Source organism: Staphylococcus pseudoxylosus (assembly GCF_003697915.1).
GTDB lineage: Bacteria > Bacillota > Bacilli > Staphylococcales > Staphylococcaceae > Staphylococcus > Staphylococcus pseudoxylosus.
In genome coordinates, this window is sequence record NZ_RCVN01000004.1 from 135189 (window position 1) to 153941 (window position 18753).

19 protein-coding genes are annotated in these 18753 nt (G+C 33.2%); 12 read left to right on the forward strand and 7 right to left on the reverse strand.

All coding sequences use genetic code 11. From position 1 onward, the window contains the following. Positions 1-15 precede the first annotated feature (15 nt). The 3 genes from D9V42_RS04845 (at position 16) to D9V42_RS04855 (ending at position 3790) form a co-directional block, all read left to right on the forward strand. On the forward strand, positions 16-1221 hold the full coding sequence (locus D9V42_RS04845) for an argininosuccinate synthase (RefSeq protein WP_122063464.1): 1206 nt from the start codon (positions 16-18) through the stop codon (positions 1219-1221). Further along, entirely contained in the window at positions 1211-2587 is a 1377-nt protein-coding gene (gene argH, locus D9V42_RS04850; RefSeq protein ID WP_122063467.1) for an argininosuccinate lyase, read from the forward strand. Before D9V42_RS04845 ends, argH begins: the two co-directional genes overlap by 11 nt. Positions 2588-2815: 228 nt before the next feature. Next, positions 2816-3790 (forward strand): glycerophosphodiester phosphodiesterase, encoded by a 975-nt coding sequence (locus tag D9V42_RS04855; protein ID WP_122063471.1) that lies wholly within the window; start codon positions 2816-2818, stop codon positions 3788-3790. A gap of 104 nt (positions 3791-3894) precedes the next feature. On the opposite strand, the gene D9V42_RS04860 is transcribed toward D9V42_RS04855, so the two are convergent. The 6 genes from D9V42_RS04860 to D9V42_RS04885 form a co-directional block, all read right to left on the reverse strand. Next, entirely contained in the window at positions 3895-5139 is a 1245-nt protein-coding gene (locus D9V42_RS04860; protein WP_107530119.1) for a Glu/Leu/Phe/Val family dehydrogenase, read from the reverse strand. Positions 5140-5249: 110 nt separating this feature from the next. Continuing rightward, positions 5250-6440 carry an ornithine--oxo-acid transaminase gene (locus tag D9V42_RS04865; protein ID WP_017722340.1) on the reverse strand — a complete coding sequence of 397 codons (1191 nt, stop codon included), beginning with the start codon at positions 6438-6440 and terminating at the stop codon, positions 5250-5252. 435 nt (positions 6441-6875) lie between these two features. After that, entirely contained in the window at positions 6876-8009 is a 1134-nt protein-coding gene (locus tag D9V42_RS04870) for an NADH-dependent flavin oxidoreductase (protein ID WP_122063473.1), read from the reverse strand. Between the two features lie 587 nt (positions 8010-8596). After that, positions 8597-8806: a DUF6007 family protein gene (locus D9V42_RS04875; RefSeq protein ID WP_122063476.1), complete on the reverse strand. Its 210-nt coding sequence runs from the start codon at positions 8804-8806 to the stop codon at positions 8597-8599. Between the two features lie 153 nt (positions 8807-8959). Beyond that, positions 8960-9340 (reverse strand): S1 domain-containing post-transcriptional regulator Ygs, encoded by a 381-nt coding sequence (gene ygs / locus D9V42_RS04880; protein ID WP_017722342.1) that lies wholly within the window; start codon positions 9338-9340, stop codon positions 8960-8962. Between the two features lie 490 nt (positions 9341-9830). Beyond that, positions 9831-10424 carry a peptidylprolyl isomerase gene (locus D9V42_RS04885; protein ID WP_107555648.1) on the reverse strand — a complete coding sequence of 198 codons (594 nt, stop codon included), beginning with the start codon at positions 10422-10424 and terminating at the stop codon, positions 9831-9833. A 67-nt stretch (positions 10425-10491) separates the two neighbouring features. Here D9V42_RS04885 and kapB point away from each other — a divergent pair, with 67 nt between their 5' ends. The 9 genes from kapB (at position 10492) to D9V42_RS04930 (ending at position 18189) form a co-directional block, all read left to right on the forward strand. Beyond that, positions 10492-10872 (forward strand): sporulation phosphorelay system protein KapB, encoded by a 381-nt coding sequence (gene kapB / locus D9V42_RS04890; protein ID WP_122063478.1) that lies wholly within the window; start codon positions 10492-10494, stop codon positions 10870-10872. Positions 10873-11000: 128 nt separating this feature from the next. Continuing rightward, the gene (locus D9V42_RS04895; RefSeq protein WP_122063481.1) at positions 11001-13418 is read left to right on the forward strand and encodes a Na+/H+ antiporter subunit A; all 2418 of its coding nucleotides are present in this window, start codon (positions 11001-11003) and stop codon (positions 13416-13418) included. Beyond that, complete coding sequence (locus D9V42_RS04900; protein ID WP_122063484.1) at positions 13399-13827, forward strand: Na(+)/H(+) antiporter subunit B; 429 nt, start codon at positions 13399-13401, stop codon at positions 13825-13827. Before D9V42_RS04895 ends, D9V42_RS04900 begins: the two co-directional genes overlap by 20 nt. Beyond that, on the forward strand, positions 13827-14174 hold the full coding sequence (mnhC1, locus tag D9V42_RS04905) for a Na+/H+ antiporter Mnh1 subunit C (protein ID WP_017722347.1): 348 nt from the start codon (positions 13827-13829) through the stop codon (positions 14172-14174). Before D9V42_RS04900 ends, mnhC1 begins: the two co-directional genes overlap by 1 nt. Beyond that, on the forward strand, positions 14161-15657 hold the full coding sequence (mnhD1, locus tag D9V42_RS04910; protein ID WP_122063487.1) for a Na+/H+ antiporter Mnh1 subunit D: 1497 nt from the start codon (positions 14161-14163) through the stop codon (positions 15655-15657). Before mnhC1 ends, mnhD1 begins: the two co-directional genes overlap by 14 nt. A 1-nt stretch (position 15658) precedes the next feature. Further along, positions 15659-16138 (forward strand): Na+/H+ antiporter subunit E, encoded by a 480-nt coding sequence (locus D9V42_RS04915; RefSeq protein ID WP_107530128.1) that lies wholly within the window; start codon positions 15659-15661, stop codon positions 16136-16138. Further along, positions 16138-16431, forward strand: coding sequence for a Na(+)/H(+) antiporter subunit F1 (locus D9V42_RS04920; protein WP_038678212.1), 294 nt, complete (start codon positions 16138-16140; stop codon positions 16429-16431). The genes D9V42_RS04915 and D9V42_RS04920 overlap by 1 nt, the downstream gene beginning before the upstream one ends. Beyond that, complete coding sequence (locus tag D9V42_RS04925) at positions 16409-16765, forward strand: Na+/H+ antiporter subunit G1 (protein WP_029379187.1); 357 nt, start codon at positions 16409-16411, stop codon at positions 16763-16765. Before D9V42_RS04920 ends, D9V42_RS04925 begins: the two co-directional genes overlap by 23 nt. Before the next feature lie 224 nt (positions 16766-16989). Beyond that, the gene (locus D9V42_RS04930; protein ID WP_122063490.1) at positions 16990-18189 is read left to right on the forward strand and encodes an FAD/NAD(P)-binding protein; all 1200 of its coding nucleotides are present in this window, start codon (positions 16990-16992) and stop codon (positions 18187-18189) included. A gap of 176 nt (positions 18190-18365) precedes the next feature. Here D9V42_RS04930 and D9V42_RS04935 read toward each other — a convergent pair whose 3' ends face one another. Further along, positions 18366-18743, reverse strand: coding sequence for a hotdog fold thioesterase (locus tag D9V42_RS04935; RefSeq protein WP_029377557.1), 378 nt, complete (start codon positions 18741-18743; stop codon positions 18366-18368). Positions 18744-18753 lie beyond the last annotated feature (10 nt).

Below are 18753 nucleotides of genomic sequence, written 5' to 3' on the forward strand. Positions count from 1 at the left end.
ATTGAGGTGGAACTTATGAAAGAGAAAATAGTATTAGCATATTCAGGTGGTTTAGATACAAGTGTGGCAGTAAAATGGTTATTAGATAAAGGTTATGACATCGTAGCTTGTTGTTTAGATGTCGGCGAAGGTAAAGATTTAGATTTAGTACATCAAAAAGCGTTGGATATGGGTGCAATCGAATGTCATATCATTGATGCTACAGAAGAATTTAGTGAAGATTTCGTATCATATGCAATTAAAGGTAACTTAATGTATGAAGGTACATATCCTTTAGTTTCTGCATTATCAAGACCATTAATTTCAAAAAAATTAGTTGAAATTGCTAGCAAAACAAACGCAGTTGGTATTGCACACGGTTGTACTGGTAAAGGTAATGACCAAGTACGTTTTGAAGTAGCAATTAAAGCTTTAGATCCTGAATTAAAAGTTTTTGCACCAGTAAGAGAATGGGCATGGAGCCGTGAAGAAGAGATTGACTATGCAATCAAACATAATATCCCAGTTCCAATCCAACATGATTCTCCTTATTCTATCGACCAAAATTTATGGGGAAGAAGTAATGAATGTGGCATACTTGAAGACCCTTATGCTGCACCTCCAAAGGATGCATTTGACTTAACAAACGAACTAGAAGATGCGCCAGATGTAGCTGATGAAATTGTACTTTCATTTGAGAAAGGTATACCAACAGCTTTAGATGGCACACCTTATAAACTTAACGAACTTATTTTAGAGCTCAATAAACTTGCTGGTAAACATGGTATTGGCAGAATCGACCATGTTGAAAATAGACTTGTTGGTATTAAGTCTAGAGAAGTTTATGAAACACCAGCAGCAGAAGTAATTGTCAATGCTCATAAAGCACTTGAAACAATTACGCTTACTAAAGATGTTGCACACTTTAAACCAGTGATTGAAAAACAATTTTCAGAACAAATTTATAACGGTTTATGGTTCTCACCTTTAACAGATAGCCTCAAGGTATTTGTCGATAGTACGCAAGATTATGTAACTGGCGATGTACGTCTTAAATTATATAAAGGTAACGCTATTGTTAATGGAAGAAAGTCACCACATACACTTTATAATGAAAAATTAGCTACTTATACAAAAGAAGATGCATTTAATCAAGAATCAGCAGTTGGCTTTATTGATATCTTTGGCTTACCAACTAAAGTAAACTCTATGTTACATGGTGGATACAAAGATGAGCAGTAAAGCTTGGGGCGGTAGATTTAGTGAGCAACCAGAAGCATGGGTTGATGAATTCAATGCTTCTATACACTTTGACAAAACATTAATCAAATATGATGTTCAAGGTAGTATTGCTCATGCAACTATGTTAGCCAAACAAGATATTATTTCTGATTCAGACTGCGATCAAATTATTGAAGGTTTAAATGCCATTTTAGCTGATTATGAACAAGGCAACTTAGCACTGGATGTCTCATTGGAAGACATCCATTTAAATATCGAACATGAATTAATAAAACGTATTGGTGATGCTGGTGGTAGATTGCATACCGGGCGTAGTAGAAACGACCAAGTTGCAACTGATATGCATTTATATACAAAAGCAGAAGTATCTCAATTAATTGATTTAATTATTTCGTTTCAACAAACAATTGTAAAAATTGCCGAGTCTCATGTAGATACAATCATGCCTGGTTACACTCATCTTCAAAGAGCTCAACCTATTTCATTTGCCCATCATATCTTGACGTATTATTGGATGTTAGAAAGAGATAAATCACGTTTTCAAGATAGTTTGAAACGTATCGATATCTCTCCACTTGGTGCTGCTGCGTTAAGTGGTACTACTTATCCAATAGATCGTCACGAAACACAGTCATTATTAGACTTTTCAGCTGTTTATGAGAATAGTATGGATGCCGTTAGTGATAGAGATTATATTGTTGAAACACTGCATAATATTTCATTAACAATGGTTCACCTGTCACGTTTTGCAGAAGAAATTATTTTCTGGTCATCTGCGGAAGCAAACTTTATTACATTATCAGATGCGTTTTCAACTGGTTCTTCAATTATGCCACAGAAAAAAAATCCTGATATGGCTGAATTAATCAGAGGTAAAGTTGGACGTACAACAGGCAATTTAATGAGTATGTTAATGACGCTTAAAGGGTTACCTTTAGCATATAATAAAGATATGCAAGAAGATAAAGAAGGTCTATTTGATGCAGTTCATACACTAAAAGGTTCTTTGCGTATCTTTGAAGGAATGATTGGTACGATGACTGTAAATGTAGATCATTTACAGGAAACTGTATACAATGACTTTTCCAATGCAACAGAACTTGCTGACTACTTAGTTAACAAAGGGGTTCCTTTTAGAAACGCTCATGAAATTGTTGGTAAAATCGTACTTTGGGCAATTCAGCATAACGTATACTTATTAGATGTACCTTTAACGCAGTATCAAAGCGCCCATGAAAGTATCGAATCGGATATCTACAATTATTTAAAACCTGAAAATTGTATCAGCCGTAGAATAAGTCATGGTTCTACTGGCCAAGAAGCTGTAAAAAAACAATTAGAAATTATAAAACAAAACTTAAATTAAACTTTTTGCACGGATCCCCTATTTATTTAGGTGTGTCTGTGCTTTTTTGTATGACAATCCAAGCCCAATATTTCTATATGGTTAAAACATTGTAATAGCATTCATTGATTGTATGTAATGTTAAAATTAATTTTTTATAGTTTAAATTAGAATATTGTAAATGCTATTTTCAATTTAAGTTTTTTTATGTAATGTAAAAAGAAAGTTCATATTAAGGAGTGACAGCTTGTGAAACATTCGAATAAAATTTTGATTTCAAGTATAGCAATATTGGCTTTATCTGGTATAGGGAGCGCAACAATTACCGAAGCATCTAGTAACGCCCTTGGTGTAAACAACCAAAATGAAAATACTTCAGTTCAAACAGTTAATGAGAATAATAAATCAGATCAACAAAATTGGATACATAATTTAACTGGCGAGAAATTCACAACAATTGCACATAGAGGTGCTAGTGGCTATGCTCCAGAACATACTTTTCACTCATACGACAAAAGTCATAACGCTATAGGCGCATCATATATTGAAATTGATCTGCAAATGACTAAAGACGGTCACCTAGTAGCCATGCATGATGAAACAGTTGATAGAACTACCAACGGAACCGGTCGAGTTGATCAGTATACACTTAAAGAATTAAAACAACTTGATGCTGGAAGCAAGTTTAATGAACAAAATCCACAATATGCTAATTCAAATTATAAAGGTGCAAAAGTACCAACATTAGACGAAATATTAGAACGTTATGGCACTGATGCCAATTATTATATAGAAACAAAATCTCCTGATGTATACCCTGGTATGGAAGAAAAATTATTAGATACACTTAATAAACATCAATTATTAAATGAACAGTCACTCAAAAAAGGTCATGTGATGGTTCAATCATTTTCACAAGAAAGCTTACTTAAAATGAAAGATTTAAATTCAAATGTGCCACTTATAAGACTATTAGACAAAGGTGAGCTACCAAATATGTCACAACAAGATTTGAATTATATTAAACAATATGCCATCGGTGTCGGCCCTGAATATACAGATTTAACTAAGCAAAATGTTGCTAATCTTAAAGATACTGGATTTTTAGTTCATCCTTTCACTGTAAACGAGGTAGCAGACATGGAAAGGCTTAATGACTATGGAATCGATGGATTATTTACAAATTATCCCGATTTATATAAACAAGTCATCAATGAACAATAACCGACAACTTACCTTTAACACTTTATTTATATAATCCAAAAAAGTCCGAGACGTCAAATAGATGTCTCGGACTTTAAACTTACTATTGTTTTTCAAATATTTATTTATGCCCATCCACGGTAACGTGCTGCTTCTGCAGTACGTTTGATACCAACAATATAAGCTGCTAAACGCATATCAATCTTTCTGTTTTGAGCTAATTCGTAAATGGTATCAAATGCTGTTGTAAGTTTTTCACGTAATTTCGTGTTTACTTCTTCTTCAGTCCAATAATAACCTTGGTTATTTTGTACCCATTCGAAATATGAAACAGTTACACCACCAGCACTAGCTAATACATCTGGAACTAGCAACTTACCACGTTCAGTTAAGATACGAGTACCTGCTGGCGTCGTTGGTCCATTTGCCGCTTCAACCACAATATCAGCTTTAATATCATGTGCATTTTCTTCAGTAATTTGATTTGCAATTGCTGCTGGCACAAGAATGTCACAGTCAATTTCAAACAATTCTTTATTAGAAATTGTTTCATCAAATAGATTAGTCACAGTTCCAAAGCTATCTCTTCTATCTAAAAGATAATCAATATCTAATCCTTCTGGATCATGTAAAGCGCCGTAAGCATCAGAGATACCAACAATTGTTGCTCCCATATCATACAAGAATTTCGCTAAGAAGCTACCCGCGTTACCAAATCCTTGTATAACAATACGAGAACCTTTAAGTTCTAAACCTTTTCTTTGTGCTGCTTGTTCAATAGCAATAACAACACCTAACGCAGTCGCACGGTCACGTCCTTGCGAACCACCTAACACGATTGGTTTACCAGTGATAAATCCTGGTGAATTGAATTTGTCTAATGAACTATATTCATCCATCATCCATGCCATAATTTGAGAGTTTGTAAATACGTCTGGTGCTGGAATATCTTTCGTTGGTCCAACGAATTGAGAAATTGAACGCACATATCCACGAGATAAACGTTCGACTTCGTGAATACTCATTTGACGTGGATCACAAATGATACCACCTTTACCGCCACCATATGGTAAATCAACAATGCCACATTTCAATGTCATCCACATTGATAATGCTTTAACTTCTTCTTCGTCCACATCTGGATGGAAGCGTACGCCACCTTTTGTAGGTCCAACAGCATCATTATGCTGCGCACGATAACCAGTAAAAGTTTGAACAGTACCATCGTCCATGCGCACAGGAATTCTAACTTGAAGGAATCTTAAAGGTTCCTTTACTAAATCATACATCCCATCATCAAATCCCAGTTTGTGCAATGCTTCTTTAATAATTTGTTGCGTCGAAGTAACTAAATTATTATTCTCAGTCATGATTCATTTCGCCTCTTTTTCGTTACTAATGATTTCGCTTTCATGATAATTGTAACATAAGATTTTCCTTTTTAAAGGGTTTTCAAAACATATGTTACAGAACTGTGAATTTACTCAAAAACGCTTCTAATTTTGTCTAATGCAAAGTCTAATTCTTCTTTAGAAATAATGAGTGGCGGTGCAAATCTAATGACCGTATCATGCGTTTCTTTACATAATAAACCTTTTTCTTTTAATGATTCACAATAAGGTCTCGCTTCCTCATTTAATTCAACCCCAATAAACAAGCCACGTCCTCGTACTTCTTTAATTGATGGATGATTTATTTTTTCTAATTCTTCTTTGAAATAGTTACCTAATTCTAATGAACGCCCTGGTAAATCTTCGTCAATAATTACATCTAATGCTGCGTTTGAAACCGCACAAGCTAGTGGATTACCACCAAAAGTAGAACCGTGAGACCCTGGTGAGAACACACCAAGTACTTCTTCGTCAGCTAATACTACAGATATTGGTAATACGCCCCCACCTAATGCTTTACCTAAAATGTAAACATCTGGTTTAACGTCATCCCAGTCCGTAGCAAATAATTTACCTGAACGTCCTAAGCCAGCTTGTATTTCATCAGCAATAAACAATACGTTATGTTCATCACATAGAGCTCTTATTTCTTTTAAATAACCTTCAGGTGGAACATTAATACCTGCTTCACCTTGTATTGGTTCAATTAAAATTGCTGCTGTATTTTCTGTAATAGCATTTTTAACAGCTTCAATATCACCAAAATCTACCTTACGGAATCCATCTAATAATGGACCATAACCACGTTGATATTCTGGTTCTGATGATAAAGATACAGGTGCCATTGTACGACCGTGGAAGTTACCATTGAAAGCAATAATCTCTGCTTTATCTGGATCTATTTTTTTAACATCGTAAGCCCAACGACGAGCTGCTTTTAAAGCTGTTTCAACTGCTTCAGCACCCGTATTCATTGGTAAAGCTTTAGCTTTTCCTGAAAGCTTACAAATTTTTTCATACCATTCACCTAGATTTTCACTATGAAACGCACGTGAAACTAAAGTAACTTTATCTGCTTGATCTTTCAATGATTGAATAATCTTTGGATGTCTATGACCTTGGTTTACAGCTGAATATGCTGACAACATATCCATGTATTTGTTACCTTCTGGGTCTTTAACCCAAACACCTTCAGCTTCCGATATAACGATTGGAAGCGGTACATAGTTTTGTGCTCCATAATGATTTGTTACTTCAATGATTTCTTCTGATCTTGACATGATATCTCCCCTTTGTAAAAATTTAAGAGTAAAATGACTCTTAAGTAATACTCATTCATAGCATAACGTATTTATCGATTAACTGAAACTATTTTCTAAAACTGCTTGGACTTTATGTAACAAACACCTTTATATCAGTTAAATTAGCGTAAATAACATAATTAAAAACACTAAAATACCATTGTAAGCCCTTACATACATAATGACACATTTACTAATGCTAATACAAGACTATTTTGTTAATTTTAATATTTAATTGCATTTTATTATTATTGCACGAAATTGCATATTTAATCATAGTTTCTATCGTTTTCCTTATAAACTTTGCTTTTATAAATACAAGCGTGAATTTACGATTGTTTCATAAAATTATATAGTATTCGAGGCCGAAACATATCGTTGATGTTTCGGCCTCGAATACTGTGATAAATGTAATTATTTATTATCTGTTCTTGGTAATGGATAAAACCCTTTATTGAATTGTTCCCAAAGTTTAGGTGGTAAATGATGTCTATCTTGTCTATTTGGATCAAAGTGTGAAATAATTTCGTCTTCTTTACCATCTTTAATTTTACTTATAAAGTTATGGTCTAATAATATTTCTCTGCCTAATGCAACAAGTTCAACGTTAGTAGATTCAATCGCTTCAAGCGCTTGTTCCGCAGTAAAAATAGAACCGATACCTACTAAAGGCATGCGACCATCAATCCACTCTAATAATAATTTAATTCGTTCTTGGCCTGCGTATTTACCTTCACGTGTTTCTGAATGTATATCCATTAGTGAAACATGTAAATAATCTAAAGGCTTATCAATTAAGTGTTTTACTAAAGATTCGGTAATTTCCATACTTATGCCAGGTGATTCTGCTTCTTCAGGTGAAAATCTATAACCTACAATAAAGTCTTCATTACCATACTGTTGAACTGTTTCCGTTACTTCATCAACAACGTTTAATGCAAATTTCAAACGGTCTTTGCCCCACTCATCTTCACGGCGGTTATAATAAGGTGATACAAATTGATGAATTAAGTAATGATTGGCACCATGGATTTCAACACCATCGAAACCAGCTTCTATAACTCTACGAGTCGCTTCGCCGAAAGCTTTAATCGTTTGCTTAATTTCATCTTCTGTAATTTCACGTGCATGATGTTCTTCTTGCTCACCAAAACTTTTTAGTGAAATTGGCGTTGGTGCAGCTACATCTCCATTTGGCGTTAAATTTGGTAATGATTGTGCGCCACCATGATGAATTTGGACGACAGCTTTTGCGCCGTTTTTCTTCATAGCTTGAGCTAGGCGTTTTAATCCATCAATATTTGAATCATGTGCTACAGATGGTTGTCCAGGAAATGCTTTCCCTAAATCTGTAACATTACTAGCAGCTGAAATAGCTAAGCCAACATCTTTCGAACGTTGTTCCATATAAACAACTTCCTCATTTGAAATAGATCCGTCATCATTGGATGAAACATGCGTAAGTGGTGCTAAAACAAATCTATTATCTAAAACTACTTTATTAGGTAATGTTAATTTTTCAAAAAGTGGTTGAAACTTTTTATTCATTTTACTTTTCCTCCTATACGTTAAAACATTTGAAAATCTTTAAAACACTTAAAGTTTGTAGTGCTTTTATAATTCTAACTATAATCATCTGATATATAAATAAATATGCTCACGCATATATTTCTGCAATTTTCCTAAGTTAGATTCTAAATTGTTGTTTTTTAAACCCCTTTAATATATGAATACGATAAATAAAGGCCCCCTCTAAAAAGTGCGCCTCACAAATTATGAAGCACGGTTCAAACTGTCGACAAAACCTCCGATTTTGTTGACAGTTTTTGTGTACGCTATCCGCGAGCACTGACCCAGCCTATAATCTTCGACTAATGCTATTCCTGCAGGAGTCGTCCCAAATCACTGCCAATTTCACATTGCAAAGATTATAATATTTATAAATTAATCAGCGGTGGTGTTTACTATGTTGACTAAATCAATTGATAATAATGCCAACTTCGTTCTGAAATAACACTGTTATTTTGAAAAATAACCATACAAATATAAATAAACAAACCATATATGAACTATCTAAGGTTTGTTTATTCTTTGAAATGCTCCTCATTATTTTTAGTTACATATTTATAAAAGGATTATTTCTGTGACTTATTATTTTTTATAAAATTTTTTATTGAAAAAGATAAAGAAGACAACCCTATAGATACTAAAATAATAATTAATACATTTAGGAAAATACTTATAAAATTATAAGTGGGTAAATATATGTATAGTAAAAAAAGAGGGATTAGGAAAATCAAATCTAACCAACCAAAACCATTCATTGCTTCTTTTAAATCATTCATTCTCTCACCTTCTTTTATCTACGGATAAAATATGTCTTATCATTACTTCAATGTTTTTCTACAAATGTTTTGAATATAACCATTAAAAATCACCCTATAAATCACTTAAGGCTGAGACATAAATTTATGCCTCAGCCTTAAGAAAAGATGATTTCATTCATCTTTGATCGCATTTTTGGACTGTTTAATCCAAACCGGTAAGCGTTCTTTAATTGTTTGAAACCCATATCTTTCGGTTTCTTTAATTTCATCTAATACTGATTGCTTTTCTTTCTTACGCTCATAATTTTTAAAATAGTCATTATCTTTTAATGAAAGGTTTAATTTCCCCTCATCATCAATTGAAATTACTTTCGCTCTTACAATTTGTCCTTCTGATAAAAACTTTTTCAAATTATGGACGTAATCATCCATAATCTCAGAAATATGGATTAATCCTTCAGCATTGTCAGGGGTTTCTACAAAAGCGCCATACGGTTGAATACCAGTCACACGAACTTTAATATGTTGACCTACTTTATAGTGATTATTCAACGTGATAACCCCTTAATTCGTTTTACTTAACACTATTATAATAGCATACATTATACGAAGGCACTAACATAAACATAGAAAAATTTCACATTTTACAATTTTATATTGATAAAACTATTACTAAATACAATGTTTAAACACTAAGAAATTGTATTTGATAACCATTTTTCATAGTAATTTCAAATAAATGATTACTCCTTTTTTAGCTAAAAACTAATTATATGTACCTTAATTCAAGTTGTAAGCTGAATATTTAGATATGAGAAAAATCCTATTATTTCCTATTTAAAATAGTTTGCTATTGAAATACCCCTATTCATAGTTAGCAATGCTATACCACATCATTTTTAAATATACATAAAAAAAGAGAAGAGTAAAAATCAACATCACATTGATTTCTAAGCTCTTCTCCTAAAGTGTAGACTAAATAATCATCAGCTTTATACATACTGAATAAGATAGTTAGCTACAACTTTATATATTCAGTTAATTATTCAACAATATCGATTGAATCAATTGTAATATCATATAATGGTTTGTCTTGTGGACCTACTTTTGTATTAGCAATGTCTTCTAATGTAGTTTTACCTTCAATTAATTGACCAAATACAGTATGTTTTTGATCTAACCAAGGTGTGCCACCAGTTTCACCGTAAGCTTTTACAATCGGCTCTGGCCAACCACCGTCTGCTAATTGGCTCAGCATTGATTCTGGCACTTCATTCATTTGAACAATGAAGAATTGAGAACCATTTGTATTTGGACCTGCATTTGCCATTGAAAGTGCACCGTAGATATTAAACGCTTCTCTTGAAAACTCATCTTCAAAAGGTCCACCGTAAATACTTTCGCCACCCATGCCTGTAGCAGTTGGATCTCCACCTTGTACCATAAAGTCGTTGATTACACGGTGGAAAGTAACGCCATTATAATAACCATTTTTAGCATGTGTAACAAAGTTTTCTACTGTTTTGGGTGCAACATCAGGTAATAATTTAAAGGTCATATCTCCCTTATTTGTATGCATTACCATTTTAATTTCATTGTCATTTATTTCTGAGTTCAATTGAGGATAGTTCGTCATTTTTATTCTCCATTTCATGTTAAGATGATATATGTATTCTAACACAAAAGAAGGGATGTATTGAATTATGTTATACCGTTTTTCACATAAAACTGGCAGTTATGGCGTAACAATTAAGGAAGAAAAAGAAAATAGCGTTCTCGTTCAAGTTGAACAAGTAATTAATCACCCTAAACAAGGAGATTTACACAATCCTACGGAAACTGAAAATGTGTTTTTCCATGAACGTAAAGCACTTAGTCATTATGAAAAGCGCTATACGACAAAATCACATCTTAGAGCGTTCAATGTAGAAACTATGCCTTACACAGAATCATTACAACAAGCTATATCTAAATTAGAAGCGAAATTAAAAACTCAAAATACATTGCACGCAACTATGTCGCTCGACAATTTACAGCGACTAAAGCATGATTATTCCATTCAATATAAACAAAATTTTGAATAAAAATACCGTGTTTCTTCTTATTTAATAAAACATCTAACACAAGTGTTTCAAGGCTTCCTGACGTTTTTCAGAATAGTCTACTTCATGTATAATGGTTTTATAATACACTTTTAAAGGAGGATAAAATAATGAGTTTGTTACATATATCGGTGCTTTTACCGTTAATATTCGCACTCATTATTCCAATTGTATATCGTTTTTATAAACGCATACATTTAGGATGGTTTGTGTTACCTATCCCCGTCGTCTTATTTATATATTTCCTATCATATATTTCGACAACCATGTCAGGAAATAACATAATGCAAAAAGCCAATTGGATGCCTCACTTCGGTATGAATTTTAATTTATACGTTGACGGTTTAGGCTTATTATTCAGTTTGTTAATAACTAGCATAGGTAGTTTAATTATACTTTATTCTATAAGTTATTTAAGTCGACAAGAGCAACTGGGGAATTTTTATTGTTATCTATTGCTCTTTATGGGTGCTATGTTAGGTGTTGTATTATCAGATAATTTAATTATCTTATATTTATTTTGGGAATTAACTTCATTTTCTAGTTTCCTACTCATCTCATTTTGGCGTGATAAGCAAGCATCTATATATGGTGCTCAAAAATCCATGCTCGTTACGGTATTCGGAGGATTGTCGCTTTTAGGTGGCATTATTTTACTTTCAATCGCCGGTGGGACAACAAGTATTCAAGAATTAATTCACAATGTTTCTGAAATTCAAACTAGCCCATTTTTTATTCTTTCAATGATTTTAGTTTTAATTGGGGCTATTACCAAATCGGCACAATTTCCATTTTACATATGGTTACCAGATGCCATGGAAGCACCAACGCCGGTAAGTGCTTACCTACACTCAGCAACAATGGTTAAAGCTGGTCTTTATTTAGTTGCGCGAGTGACACCCATTTTCGCTGTTTCGCAAGGTTGGATTTGGTCAGTAACTTTGATTGGTCTAATTACATTATTATGGGCATCTTTTAATGCTACAAAACAGCAAGATTTAAAAGGTATTTTAGCATTTTCTACAGTTTCACAATTAGGTATGATTATGTCTATGTTAGGTATCGGAGCAGTTAGCTATCATTTTGAAGGCTCTGAAAGTCAACTTTATGTTGCTGCATTTACTGCTGCTGTTTTCCATTTAATTAACCACGCCACTTTTAAAGGCGCGTTATTTATGGTAACTGGTGCCATCGATCACTCAACAGGCACACGTGATGTAAATAAATTAGGTGGACTATTAACTATCATGCCGATTTCATTTACGATTACAATCATCACTTCATTAAGTATGGCTGGTATACCGCCATTTAATGGTTTTTTATCTAAAGAGTCATTTTTAGAAAGCATGATTGAAATTACAAATGCTAATCTATTTAGCTTAAATACACTTGGGATATTAATTCCTATTATCGCAATTATTGGCAGTATTTTTACATTTGTTTATTCTGTCAGATTTATTGGTCAAATCTTTTTAGGTAGTCATAAAGCTGATGAATTACCTAAAAAAGCTCATGAAGTATCTATACTCATGCTAATTTCACCAGCTATTTTAGCTATATTAGTTATTGTGTTTGGTTTCTTCCCATCAATATTAACTGGCACAATCATTGATCCTGCAGTAAATGCAATTAGCCAAACAACAGGCAAACCTGCAGAATTTCATATGTTCCATGGCTTTACGCTAGCATTCTTCTCAACCATTGTTATTTACGTTGTAGGTATTCTACTCATATTAACTTTTGGTTATTGGATCCGTTTATTGCATTTACAACCTACTAAGCTCACATTAAATTATTGGTATGATAAATTTGGCGAAGTTACTCCGGATTATTCAGGTAAATTTACCGACGCTTATGTCACTGGATTTACTCGTAATAATTTAATTATTATCTTTGTTTCATTAATAGTAATTACGTTAGTAACACTTTTAGTTACACCATTTAATATTGACTTTAAAGATGTCAGTGCAGTACGTCCGTTTGAATTAATCATTGTAGTATTAATTATTACCGCTGCTTCTATGATTATATTTGCTAAATCTAGATTATTTAGCATTATCATGGCTAGCGCTGTAGGTTATTCTGTTGCCATATTCTTTATTTTCTTTGGCGCACCAGATTTAGCCCTTACACAATTTGTAGTTGAATCTATTTCTACTGCACTGTTCTTATTATGTTTCTATCACTTACCTAATTTAAATAGACATAAAGAAACACGTTCTTTTAAATTAGTAAATATTGTTATTGCAGTCTGCGCGGGTATCGTTGTAACGGTACTTGGTTTAATTGCTTATGGTAATAGACATTTTGGCTCTATCGCTGAATTTTACAAATCAAATGTTTATGACTTAGCCCATGGTACCAATATGGTTAACGTTATCCTTGTTGACTTCCGTGGTACCGATACTTTATTTGAATCTGCAGTACTTGGTATTGCCGGTTTAGGTGTGTATACAATGATTAAATTACGTACAAATAATAATAAAAATGATGAAGGAGGTAAAAACGTTGAACAGACAGAAAAATAATTTAATCTTTCAATATTCAGCAGTTGTTATCTTCTTTCTCATCGTGATGTTTGGCTTATATTTATTTTTAGCTGGACATTATACACCAGGTGGTGGTTTCGTAGGAGGTTTATTACTTTCTAGTGCACTCGTGATTATTACAGTAGCTTTTGATATAAAAACGATGCGTAAAATTTTTCCTTGGGACTTTAAAAAATTAATCGGTATTGGCTTTTTCTTTTGTCTAGCCACGCCAATGGCAAGTTGGTTTTATCATAAAAACTTTTTCACGCATACACCATTTGAAATCCCACTAGTAATTTTAAAACCAATGGAAATGCATACTGCTACATTTTTTGATTTAGGCGTATTATGCGCTGTTGTAGGTACAATAATGGCTATCATATTAGCGATTGGAGAGAATGAGTAATGGAAATAGTTATGATTTTTGTTTGTGGTATTCTCACTGCAATGAGCGTCTATCTCATTCTTTCTAAAAGTTTGATACGCATCATTATTGGGACTACTTTACAAACGCACACAGCCAATTTATTTTTAATTACTATGGGTGGCCTTAAAAAAGGTGAAGTGCCTATTTATGAAAAAGGAATCACTTCTTATGTAGACCCGATTCCACAGGCATTAATACTTACAGCTATAGTAATTTCGTTTTCTGTAACAGCATTTTTCTTAGTGTTAGCTTTTAGAAGTTATAAAGAATTAGGTACAGACAACGTAGAAAGTATGAAAGGAGTGCTAGACAATGATAGAGAGTAATCTCATTATTTCATTACTCGTCATACCAATGATTACTATTATCGCACTCATATTCATTGGTAAGCGCCCTAGGATAAAGCGCTACGTTGCCTTATCAGGTACAGCAATTACATTAATTTTTGCTATTATTAATTTCCAGAATGTACTTAAAGATGGCCCTATCACATTAGAATTAGGTTCATGGGAAGCGCCATATAGTATTGTCTTTGTCCTTGATATCTTTAGTGCCTTACTTGTCATCACCAGTTTGATTATAACGATGTTAATCATCCTTTATTCTTATCAATCTGTAGGTATAGAGCGCGAAACGTACTACTATTATTTCGCAGTGATGTTTATGGTTACAGGTATAATTGGATCATTTATTACTGGAGATATATTCAACTTATTTGTATTCTTTGAAGTATTCCTTTTAGCCTCATATATCTTGTTAGTTATAGGCGGAACCAAAATACAATTAAGTGAAACTATTAAATATGTACTTATCAATGTAACTTCATCAGCTTTCTTCGTTATAGCTGTAGCTATGCTCTACTCTGTAGTTGGTACTTTGAATTTAGCTGATATTAGTGAAAAGATAAACCAACTACCTGCTGAAGATAGCGGTATAATAACAATCGTATTTATCATGTTTATCTTTGTTTTTGCAACTAAAGCTGGTGCATTTCCAATGTATATCTGGTTGCCAGGTGCATACTATGCCCCACCGATTGCAATTATCGCTTTCTTTGGTGCTTTATTAACAAAAGTAGGCGTATATGCCATTGCGAGAACAGCTAGTTTGTTCTTTAATGATTCATCGAACTTCTCATTTTATACAATATTATTCCTAGCATTACTCACTATTATTTTCGGGTGTGTTGGTGCTGTCAGCTATTTTGATACTAAAAAAATCATACTTTATAACATCGTAATTGCTGTCGGCGTTATCCTAGTTGGTATTGCTATGATGAATCAAGCAGGTATGATGGGTGCGATTTACTATACACTACACGATATGTTAGTAAAAGCAGCACTATTTTTCTTAATAGGAGTTATGTATAAAATTACGAAAACACATGATTTACGTAAATATGGCGGTCTGATTAAAGATTATCCAGTTTTAGGATGGACATTCTTTATCGCTGCACTAAGTTTAGCGGGCATACCGCCACTAAGTGGCTTTTATGGTAAATTTTATATCGTACAAGCTACATTTGAAAAAGGATTTTACTTAAGCGGTATTGTTGTTTTACTTTCAAGTTTAGTAGTACTTTATTCTGTTATTCGTATTTTCTTATTAGGCTTTTTCGGAAAATCTGAAGGTTATCACGTAAATCCTAAGTTGCAGTATAAAGGCATACTTACAATAGCAATCATTTCAGTCGTGATCACAGTTGTTTTCGGACTTTCTGCAGATTGGTTGCAACCAATTATTAAAGATGCTGCTGAGACATTCTACAATCCTAGTATCTATAGAGACGCAGTATTGGGAGGTAAATAATATGGCAGTTCAAATATTAGTAAATTTGATGCTTTCTGTATTTTGGTTATTCGTCACAGGCAGTTATACATTTAATAACTTTATTTTAGGTTACTTATTTGCACTTTTATTAGTTTACTTAATGCGCGGCGTATTACCAGGTAGATTCTATATCATTACTGTCTATAAAATTGTGAAACTATTCTTAGTGTTTTTAATTGAACTAGTAAAAGCAAACATAGATGTTATACGAATTGTAATTAAACCAAAGATTGATAATGAACCAGCCTTCTTTACGTACCATACAGATTTGAAAAACGACTGGCAAATTGCATTATTATCTAATTTAATCACATTAACACCAGGCACAATTGTGTTAGGCATTAGTGATGATCGTACAAAAATATATATACACAGTATCGATTTCACTACAAAAGAAGAAGAAATAGAGAGTATCAAATCATCCCTTGAAAAAGTGGTCAGAGAGGTAGGCGAAAATTAATGAACTATAATATTATTTTGATCATTGCACTGGTTATTGTAGCTTTATCAATGCTAGGCATGCTTGTTCGTGTAATTATCGGCCCTTCTCTCGCTGACAGGGTCGTCGCACTTGATGCAATGGGTATTCAACTCATGGCTATTGTTGCACTATTTAGTATTTTCTTAGGTACAAAATATATGATTGTTGCCATTTTATTGATAGGTATTTTAGCCTTTCTTGGTACAGCAGTATTTGCAAAATATATGGATAAAGGTAAGGTGATTGAAAATGATAACGACGATCGTCATTAGTATTGCACTTATCTTAGTCATTTTAGGCTCACTTATCAGTGCCCTAGCTGCTATTGGTCTATTACGTTTAGACGATGTATACGCCAGAGCTCACGCAGCTGGTAAAGCTGCAACATTAGGTTCAATGCTGTTAATTAGTGGCGTATTCTTATATTTTATTGGTCGAGAAGGTTATGTGAATATGCAATTACTTGTGGGTATTTTGTTTATTTTAATCACTGGTCCATTAGCAAGTCATTTAATTATCAAATCAGCTTATAATTTACAAACACCTGCTTCAAAGAGAACGAAGCATGATGAAATTAAAGAAGATTTAAAGGATACAAAATTATAAAAACAATTTATTAGGATTTGGTTAAATACATTTCTCCATCTCCTAGTACTGATTATAAAATAAAAAAGTGGGAGAGACATGTGTCTCTCCCGCTTTTTTATTTTTCAAACATTTTAGACAATCAATATACTCATAATTTATTTACAAAATGAGTTGTTATAAAGGATATTACATGATATATTAAATCGTAATAATTACGATTTAATATAAACAGGAGTGTTTTTATGACAACATGGACTATTATTGGTGGCGGATTACATGCTGTAACTATCGCTATTAAATTAAGATCTTTAGGTTTAAAGGCATCACAATTATCAATGATTGACCCAAATCCTAATTTATGTGCACAATTCGATCATTTTTCACAACGTATCGACATGCCTTATTTACGTTCACCCTGTGTACACCACGTACACCCTAACCCTTTTCACCTAAATCAATATGCTAAAAAAATGCATTATACAAATGCTGCATTTGGACAATACAAACGACCTAATCGAAATATGTTTATGGACCACACACATGATTTAATTCACTCATATCATTTAAATTCATGTCATATTCAAGGATATGTCAGTGATATTAAGATGAATAAACAACAATGGCACATGCAATTGAACAATCAAAGCTGGATCAGTTCAGACCATGTAGTAGTTGCATTTGGTTGTAATCATGAAATATATGTTCCTAAACTATTTCAAAATCAACCTGACATTTCTCACATTTTTGAAAATGAACAAAATCATTATGCAGGTACATCTCATGTCATTGGTAGCGGTATTTCTGCAGCTCACCTCACGTTAAGGCTTTTAAAGGAAAATAGTAATAATCAGATTCATTTATGGATGAATAAAGCTATAGATGTTCATGACTTTGATGCAGATCCTGGATGGCTAGGACCTAAAAATATGAAAAAATTTAGTGCTATGCAATCCTCTATTGATCGTTTAAACATTATTAAAAACGAGAGACATAAAGGCTCTATGCCAAAAGAACTAGAATTAAGACTTAAAAAGTATATTAAAGACGGTCGTCTTAAAATACATATCAACGAAATAGCAGATATAGTGAATCACCATATTTGCACTGACACTTATTGTATACATTACGACCATATATTATTAGCTACAGGCTTTAAAGAAACGATTATGCAACAACCTTTAATCCAGCAATTAATAACAGAATATCAAGCTCCTGTATGTAGCTGTGGACTACCTTCAATTACACCAACTTTAGAATGGCTCCCTAACCTTTATGTAAGCGGTGGATTGGCTGATTTAGAACTTGGACCATTTGCACGCAATATTATGGGAGGACGTGAAGCCTCATTAAGAATCGGTGAAGCTTTCGAACACAAACAGTTCAACCAATCACAGCAACATTATTATCATTGTGAACCTTTAAATACCAAACAAACCATATGACTTTTTTGACGAGACACTTGAAGGAACTAGGCAAGCTGAAGATTACAGGCCCAAGTTGTCCCCAAGAAAGCAACCCAACAATACGAAATATTGAATAAAAAAGCACTCAGATGATTTAATTCATCTGAGTGCTTTTTGTCTGGGCTTTATGCCCCCAAGCTCTTTATTGTTATTAATTAACGTTTTAATGGTTTTATAGCAATAGTACCTCGCATTACACAAATTAATCTATCTTTATCATCTTTGATATCAATAGACCATACCTGTGTGGTTTTTCCTTCATGAATAATCGTAGCAGTTGCAAATATAGTCCCTTCAGTAGTTGAACCGATATGATTGCCATTCATTTCTAAACCAAGTGGTACATATTGCTCAGTATCAATTAAATAAGCAGCTCCCATCGAACATGCTGTTTCACCAAGTGCTAGACTCGCACCTCCATGCAGATAGCCAAAAGGCTGTTTTACATTGTCTGTCACAGGCATAGACATTACCATTAAACCACGTTCTTGTTTCACAACTTTAATATCTAACGCATCTAACATATTAGCCATTGTGTCACCT